This is a genomic window from Streptomyces sp. NPDC004435, from assembly GCF_042873895.1.
Classification (GTDB): domain Bacteria; phylum Actinomycetota; class Actinomycetes; order Streptomycetales; family Streptomycetaceae; genus Streptomyces.
In genome coordinates, this window is sequence record NZ_JBIAMB010000032.1 from 64277 (window position 1) to 71132 (window position 6856).

At 74.1% G+C, this 6856-nt stretch carries 11 protein-coding genes; 5 read left to right on the forward strand and 6 right to left on the reverse strand.

The features are described 5' to 3' along the window. The first annotated feature begins 41 nt into the window (after positions 1–41). On the forward strand, positions 42–785 hold the full coding sequence (locus tag ACFYT9_RS37485) for a PIG-L deacetylase family protein (RefSeq protein WP_376597978.1): 744 nt from the start codon (positions 42–44) through the stop codon (positions 783–785). Between the two features lie 43 nt (positions 786–828). Here ACFYT9_RS37485 and ACFYT9_RS37490 read toward each other — a convergent pair whose 3' ends face one another. Next, entirely contained in the window at positions 829–1461 is a 633-nt protein-coding gene (locus tag ACFYT9_RS37490) for a histidine phosphatase family protein (protein ID WP_387280103.1), read from the reverse strand. Between the two features lie 220 nt (positions 1462–1681). Between ACFYT9_RS37490 and ACFYT9_RS37495 the strand changes: the two genes are divergently transcribed. The 4 genes from ACFYT9_RS37495 (at position 1682) to ACFYT9_RS37510 (ending at position 4308) form a co-directional block, all read left to right on the forward strand. Continuing rightward, positions 1682–2899, forward strand: a complete 1218-nt coding sequence (locus ACFYT9_RS37495; RefSeq protein WP_387280102.1) for a serine hydrolase domain-containing protein — start codon at positions 1682–1684, stop codon at positions 2897–2899. 63 nt (positions 2900–2962) lie between these two features. Beyond that, on the forward strand, positions 2963–3127 hold the full coding sequence (locus ACFYT9_RS37500; protein WP_376597984.1) for a hypothetical protein: 165 nt from the start codon (positions 2963–2965) through the stop codon (positions 3125–3127). A 23-nt stretch (positions 3128–3150) separates the two neighbouring features. Further along, positions 3151–3435, forward strand: a complete 285-nt coding sequence (locus tag ACFYT9_RS37505) for a hypothetical protein (protein WP_389171246.1) — start codon at positions 3151–3153, stop codon at positions 3433–3435. 201 nt (positions 3436–3636) lie between these two features. Beyond that, the gene (locus ACFYT9_RS37510; RefSeq protein WP_387280098.1) at positions 3637–4308 is read left to right on the forward strand and encodes a TetR/AcrR family transcriptional regulator; all 672 of its coding nucleotides are present in this window, start codon (positions 3637–3639) and stop codon (positions 4306–4308) included. Positions 4309–4362: 54 nt separating this feature from the next. Here ACFYT9_RS37510 and ACFYT9_RS37515 read toward each other — a convergent pair whose 3' ends face one another. The 5 genes from ACFYT9_RS37515 to ACFYT9_RS37535 all read right to left on the reverse strand — a co-directional run. Then, positions 4363–4974, reverse strand: coding sequence for a LysE family transporter (locus ACFYT9_RS37515; protein WP_389171249.1), 612 nt, complete (start codon positions 4972–4974; stop codon positions 4363–4365). Beyond that, complete coding sequence (locus tag ACFYT9_RS37520) at positions 4971–5282, reverse strand: DUF2087 domain-containing protein (protein ID WP_376597991.1); 312 nt, start codon at positions 5280–5282, stop codon at positions 4971–4973. The genes ACFYT9_RS37515 and ACFYT9_RS37520 overlap by 4 nt, the downstream gene beginning before the upstream one ends. 67 nt (positions 5283–5349) lie before the next feature. Beyond that, positions 5350–5628 (reverse strand): hypothetical protein, encoded by a 279-nt coding sequence (locus ACFYT9_RS37525; RefSeq protein ID WP_389171252.1) that lies wholly within the window; start codon positions 5626–5628, stop codon positions 5350–5352. A 181-nt stretch (positions 5629–5809) separates the two neighbouring features. Then, positions 5810–6484, reverse strand: a complete 675-nt coding sequence (locus ACFYT9_RS37530; RefSeq protein ID WP_376597994.1) for a maleylpyruvate isomerase family mycothiol-dependent enzyme — start codon at positions 6482–6484, stop codon at positions 5810–5812. A gap of 6 nt (positions 6485–6490) precedes the next feature. Further along, a partial coding sequence (locus tag ACFYT9_RS37535; protein ID WP_389171255.1) for an adenosylhomocysteinase occupies positions 6491–6856 on the reverse strand: 366 nt, incomplete at its 5' end.

Genomic DNA, 6856 nt, shown 5'->3' on the forward strand with positions numbered 1-6856 from the left:
ATGGCCTTGCGACGCCCCCGCACCCCCAACAGGCTTGACCCATGGAGGACTTCGCGACCGACCACCCGACCGTCCGCGGCGCGCCGGAGTCACTGCTGGTGGTGGCCGCGCACCCGGACGACATCGAGTTCTGCGTCAGCGGCACCGTCATGCGGTGGATCGAACGCGGCACCCGCGTCACCTACTGCATCGTCACCGACGGCGGCGCCGGCGGATACGACCCGATGCTCCCCCGGCAGGCGATGGCGGACCTGCGCCGCGCCGAGCAGATCCACTCGGCGAAACTGAGCGGCGTCGCGGACGTCCGCTTCCTCGGCTACCCCGACAGCTTCGTCGAACCCGGCGTCGAACTGCGCCGCGACCTGTGCCGGGTGATCCGGGAGGTACGGCCGCAGCGGGCCATCATCCCCTCCCCCGAGATCAACTGGGCCCGGGTCGCCGACCTCCACCCCGACCACCGGGCCGTCGGCGACGCCTGCCTGCGCGCCGTCTACCCCGAGGCCCGGAACCCCTTCGCGCACCCCTCGCTCCTCAAGGAGGAGGGCCTGGAGCCGTGGATCGTCCACGAGCTGTGGCTGATGACCGGCCCGACGCCCAACCAGTACGTGGACGTGACGCCCGTCTTCGACCGCAAGGTCGAGGCGCTGCGCATCCACACCTCCCAGACGGCCCACTTCGACGACCTGGCGGGCCTGCTGCGCACCTGGCTCTCCGAGCACGCGACGGCCGCGGGCCTCCCCCCGGGACGCATGGCCGAGGCGTTCCAGGTCGTCCACATCGACTGAGCGCGGGGCCGGCGTCACACCGACCCACCGCGCGGGACCGGCGTCACACCGGGAGGGGCTCCGGGAAGCCGGTCCAGCGCAGCGCGCGGGGGAGGTGGGAGGTGTCGTTGAAGAGGACGAGGGACGGCGGCCGCCCAGGGGCGTAACGGATCACCGTCAGCGCCGCGTTCGCGTGGTTCAGGCCCATCCACCGCCACGCCGGCGCGTCCATCGCCGCCCGCACCAGCCACCCGACCAGGAAGTTGTGTGTCACGACCAGCTCGTGACGCGGCTCGTCCCCCTCGACCGGTCCCGTGAAGCGCGCGACCGCCTCCGCCGCCAGTTCCGCGCCCCGCGCCCGCTCCTCCTCGGGGAACTGCCCCAGGAAGCCGAGCAGCGCGTCGGCCGCGTCCGCCGGCAGCTCCTCCCGGGAGGGCCCGTACGGGACGTAGTCGCCGGCCTCGTCGCAGGCCCGCACCGGGACCCCGTCGAGCTGCGCGCCGACCAGCCGGGCGGTCTCCGCGGCCCGGGCGAGCGGCCCGTGGTGGACCGCCGTGAGCGGGGCGCCCCGCAGCCGCTCCCCGAGCAGGACGGCCTGACGGCGGCCCGCCTCCGTCAGGCCGCTCTCGTCGGACGTGGCCTCGCCGTGCCGGGTGAGGTAGAGGTAGCGGGCCGAGCGGGCGGCGGTGCTGGTCATCGTCGGTCTCCTGTTCCGTGCTCCGCGGAGCCGTATCCGCGGACCCCGTGGGGGACGCCACCGCACGGGGACCCGGTTGCACGCGCGCGCGTGCCCGCCCGGAGGCCGTACGGGTGGACTCGCCCCCGCTCGCGGCGGAAGCCGGGCCCCGGGCGCGGGCGCCGGTGCTGATCTGGCAGCGCTCGTAAGCCCTCAGCCCCCCACCGAGAAGGCGCTCCCCATGCGACGACCACGACCACGCACCCCCCGCCGCCGGCTCCTCGCCACCGCCGTGCTCCTCGCGGCGGCCGCGCTCGCGCCCGCCGCGCTCCCGGCGACGGCCGCGCCCGTGCCCGTACCCCTCCGGCACGGCGGCGACCGCTGCCCGGAGCACGAGCGACTGCCCTCCGCACTCACCGCCCGGCTCGACTCCACCGTCGAGAAGGTGCGTGGGGAGGCCGGGATCCCCGGGCTCGTCGTCGGCGTCTGGATGCCGGGGAAGGGGTGCTACGTCCGGGCCACCGGCGTCGCGGACAAGCGGACCGGCGAGCCGATGTCCGCCGGCATGTACGTCCGGATCGGCAGCGAGACGAAGACCTTCACCGTCACGGCGCTGCTCCGGCTCGTCGACGAGGGGAAGGTCCGCCTCGACGACCCGATCGACCGGTACGTGCGGGGTGTCCCGAACGGCCGGCGCATCACCCTGCGCCACCTCGCGGAGATGCGCAGCGGCCTCTTCCCGTACACCTCCGACGCCGACTTCACCCGCGACCTGCTGAGCGCGCCGAAGCGGCCGTTCACCCCGTGGGAGGTGCTCTCGTACGGCTACCGGCACGCCAACACCTCCGAGCCCGGCACGACCTTCCAGTACTCGAACTCCAACCTGGTCCTGCTGGGCCTGGTCGTCGAGAAGGTCACCGGCCGCCGCCTCGCGGACGTCCTCCGCGAGGACGTCGTGCGCCCGGCCGGACTGCGGAACACCTTCCTCCCGAAGGGCGCCGAGTTCCCCGAGCCGCACCCGCGCGGCTACACCGACCAGACGCTGACCGGCGCCGTCGCCGACGCGACGGACTGGAACCCCAGCTGGGCGTGGGCGGCCGGCGGGATGATCTCGAACCTCGACGACCTGCGCCGCTGGGCTCCGGTCGTCGCCACCGGGAAGCTCCTCAGCCCGGCCACCCAGGCGGAGCGCATGAAGACCCTCCCGACGGGCTTCCCCGGCACCGGCTACGGCCTCGGCATCCTCGACACCAACGGGTGGATCGGCCACAACGGCTCCCTGCCCGGGTACGAGACGGTCACCGTGTACCTGCCGTCGCAGCGGGCCACCCTGGTCCTGATGCTGAACACGGACTCCCTCAGCGGCGGCCAGGAGCCCTCCACCCTGGTGGCCCGCGCGGTCACCGGGGTGATCACCCCGGACAACGTCTACGCGGGCTCGGTGACCCCGCGCTCCTGACGTGCGCCGAAGGGCCGCCGGGGGAACCGGTTCCTCCGGCGGCCCGCCGGGTACGGGCCGTGCATGTCGAAGCGTTGGGGATGGTGGCTGCTCGCCGGCTTCGCCGTGTGGACCTTCTTCGCACTGCGGTGGACCGACCTCGGGTGCGACTACCCGGAGGCGTATCTGGCGGTCGTCCGGTTCGGGACGCCGGAGGGCCTGGAGTTCCTGCCGGCCTGCGCCGGATAGGCACGCGTGCCTACGATCGATCCATGAGCGCTGACGGTTCCCGCTGGTCCCTCTGCTCCCGGAACTCGTTCCTGTCGATCGGGTCGGTCGGCTCGACGCTGTCGATCGGCTCGGTGGGCTCCTTCCTGTCCATCGGCTCGGTCGGCTCGGCCGCCTCGATCCTCTCCGTGGGCTCCTGGGCGAGCCTCGGCTCCCTCCTGTCGGCGGAGTCCCAGTGGTCGGCCCTGTCGTGGCGCTCCCGCTGCGGCGCGATGGCCGCCGGCGCCGCCCTCGGCACCACCGCACTCCTGCTGACCCGCCGCGACTGACCGGCCCGGCGAGGTGGAGGTAGCTGCCGTCGGTGAACTCCTCGACGGCATCGATGCGTTGCTCGCGGCGGTACAGCCAGAGGGCAGCACGCCGGGGTCCCGCGGTGGTACAGCACGCCGGTGCCCTCGTCGCAGACCGAACCGTTCAGTTCATATACTGGGTCCCGCTCCCCCGACCCCCACCCCCGAGGACACACCGCCATGGCCGTCAGCAAGGACGACCTCGACGCGTACGGGATCCCGGTCATCCCGGACCCCGCCGACGCGGCCTCGCGCAAGCGGCAGGCGATCATCGACGCGGCGCTGACCGAGTTCCTGGCGGAGGGCTACTCGGCCGCGTCGATGGACGCCATCACCACCCGGTCCGGAGTGTCGAAGGCGACCATCTACAAGCACTTCGGCAGCAAGGAGCGGCTCTTCCTCGCCGTCATCGGCGGCGTCCTCCCGAAGACGTACGCGGACCTGGAGCCCACCCACTCCAGCGTCGCCGCCGCGCCCGACCTGCGCTCCGCGCTGGTGAAGCTGACGACGGACTGGGCGCGGATCCTGCTGCGGCCGGACATCATGTCGCTGCGACGGCTCGTGATCGGCGAGATCGACCGGTTCCCGCAGCTGGGCCGGCTCTGGTACCGGGTCAGCTACGACATGAACAACGGACCGCTGATCGAGGCGTTCACCGAGCTCGACGCCCGGGGCGACCTCGACGCACCGGACCCGAGGCTCGCGGTGCAGCAGCTGGTCGCGGTGACGGTCGGGGTGCCGCAGCTCGTGCGGACCTTCTCCCCGGAGGCGGAGATCGAGGAGGCCGAGCTGGAGCGGGTCATCAGCTCGGGCGTGGACCTGTTCCTGGCGCGGTACGCCCCCGGCGCCTGACCGCCGCGCGGGCGCAGGTGGGAGCCGGCGCACCAGCGGGCCGGTGAGACGCCGTCAGGCCACGAGGCCCACCGCCAGCACGGCGATCAGGGCGCTCGACACCAGGCCCGTCAGGAGGCGGGCGCGGGGGCCCGCCAGGGTGTGGCCGAGGACGGTGCCGGTGGTGGAGAGGAGGAGCTGCCAGCTCGCCGAGGCGGCGAAGGCGGCGGCGACGAAGACGGCCGCCTCGGCGGGGCCCGTCGTGGTGTGGCCGCCGAGGACGAGGGCCGTGAAGTAGAGGACCGTCATCGGGTTGAGGACCGTGATGCCGAGGAAGGTCCAGAAGGCCCGGTGCGGGGCCGTGACCGGCCGGTCCGCCACCGGGGTCCCGGCGCGGTGGACACGGAGGGCGGTACGGGCCGAGGCCGCCGCGAGGGCCAGCAGGACGACCGCGGACGCCCAGCGGAGCGGGACCGCGACCGGCGCGAGCAGAGGCACCAAGGCGGCGCCGCCGAGGACCGCGACGAGGGCGTACAGGCCGTCCGCCGCCGCGATGCCGAGCGCCGCGCCCGCTCCCGTACGCCACGGGCTGCGGGCGGCGACCGCCACGAGGTGCGCGCCGACGGCGCCCACCGGGATCGCGATGCCGTAGCCGGCCAGCAGGCCGGCCACCACCGCGGAGGTCATGCGACGGCGGGGGCCGCGCCTCCGGGGACAGGGGCCGTCCGCTGTCGGTGGTAGGCCGAGCCGTCCTTCGTCCGGGCCAGCTCGCCGCCGACGACGAGGTGGCGGCGGAGCGCCGGGTAGTCCTCGTGCACGGTCAGCAGGGCCTCGTTCACCTCGGCCTCGCGGTAGACGCGGCCGGGCTCGAAGAGGGTCTCGGCGAGGTGGGCGAGGAGCGCGGCACGGCGGGCCGGGCGGCGCGGGATCGCGAGGAGGCGGCCCTCGGCGGAGAACAGGTCCGCGACGGGCCGGGATGCGGGATGACGGGTCATGGGGGAAGGGTGGCGGCCGCTCCCCCGCCCCGCAAAGGGTTTTCGGGCCGCTGCGGTTCCGGCCGGGTCAGCGGACCATGACCTTCACCGCCTCCTGGAAGGTCGGCAGGATCGGCGGCATGCCCGTCTCCTGGAAGATCGGGCGGGCCTTCACCGCGAAGGCGAGGAAGTCCTCCTCGGTCTCCCAGAAGTCCACCACCCGCCAGCCGCCGGACCCGTCGGGCCCCGCCGCGTGGGCGAGGAAGCCCTGCGGCGGCCACCACTCGGCGGCGCCGAGCCGGCCGATCGCGGCCTCGTACTGCTCCTGGGTGCCGCCGGGGATCTCGACGGTGACGATGACGGCCATGCTGCTGCTCCCGTGGGTGCGGGGGTGGGGGTCACGACCCAGCACACCCCCGCCCCCGGGCCCCCGCACGACGGCGGGGACCGAACGGGCTATGCCCGCGCCGGGTTCCCGGGTCCCACGGGCTCCCGGGTTCCCGGGCTCCCGGGTTCACCGGTCTCCCGGGTTCACCGGTCTCCCGGGCTCACCTGTAGATGAGCAGTTCCTGCTCGGTGGCGCCGGTGAGGGCGTAGCGGGTGCGGACCAGGGGGCGGCCCGCGTAGATGCGGATGAGGGTGGCCGCGTCGCCGTCGAAGACGGCGGGCGGGCGGCCCTCGATCTCGTTGCCGAGGGCCACCTCCCCGGCGTGGTCGGCGAGCCGGCCGACCAGCCGCGGGGTCTCCCGCCGCCGGCTGGTGACGGAGAGCAGCGGCAGGGCGAGGGCGAGGGCGTCGCCGCAGTACGCGCCGGGCTCGTCGAACGCCTCCCGGACGTCTCCGGCGTGCACCCACTCCCCCAGGGCGACCGCGTCGAGCCGCCCGTCCTCGTGGCCCGCGATCACCGGACCCGCCTCGGTGAGCCCGCGTTCCAGCTCGTCGAGGACGCGGCCGAGGGGCCACTCCTCTCGCTCGGCGACATCGCAGGCGTTGGCCTCGGGGAGGAAGACGCCCTCTTCGAGGCGGCCCTCCACGATCCGGACCAGCGCGGCCCCGCAGTGCGCGAGGACCTGGCGGGCGGTCCAGCCGGGGCAGGCGGTGCGGAGCTCGTACGCCTCCTCCGGGGTGCGGCGCAGCAGCGGCATCAGGAGGTCCCGCTCGGTGGTGAGGAGCCGGTCGGGCAGCCACGGGTCGCGCTCGGCGGGCAGGCAGTCGGTACACATGCGGGCTCAGTAGCGGTAGTGGTCGGGCTTGTACGGGCCGTCGACGGGGACGCCGATGTAGGCGGCCTGGTCGTCGGTGAGGACGGTGAGTCGGACGCCGAGGGCGTCGAGGTGGAGGCGGGCGACCTTCTCGTCGAGGTGCTTGGGGAGGGTGTGGACGCCGGTGGGGTACTGCTCCGGCCTGGTGAAGAGCTCGATCTGGGCCAGGGTCTGGTCCGCGAAGGAGTTCGACATCACGAACGACGGGTGCCCGGTGGCGTTGCCCAGGTTCAGCAGGCGGCCCTCGGACAGGACGATGAGGACCTTGCCGTCCTCGAAGGTCCAGGTGTGGACCTGCGGCTTGACCTCGTCCTTCACGATGCCCGGGATCCT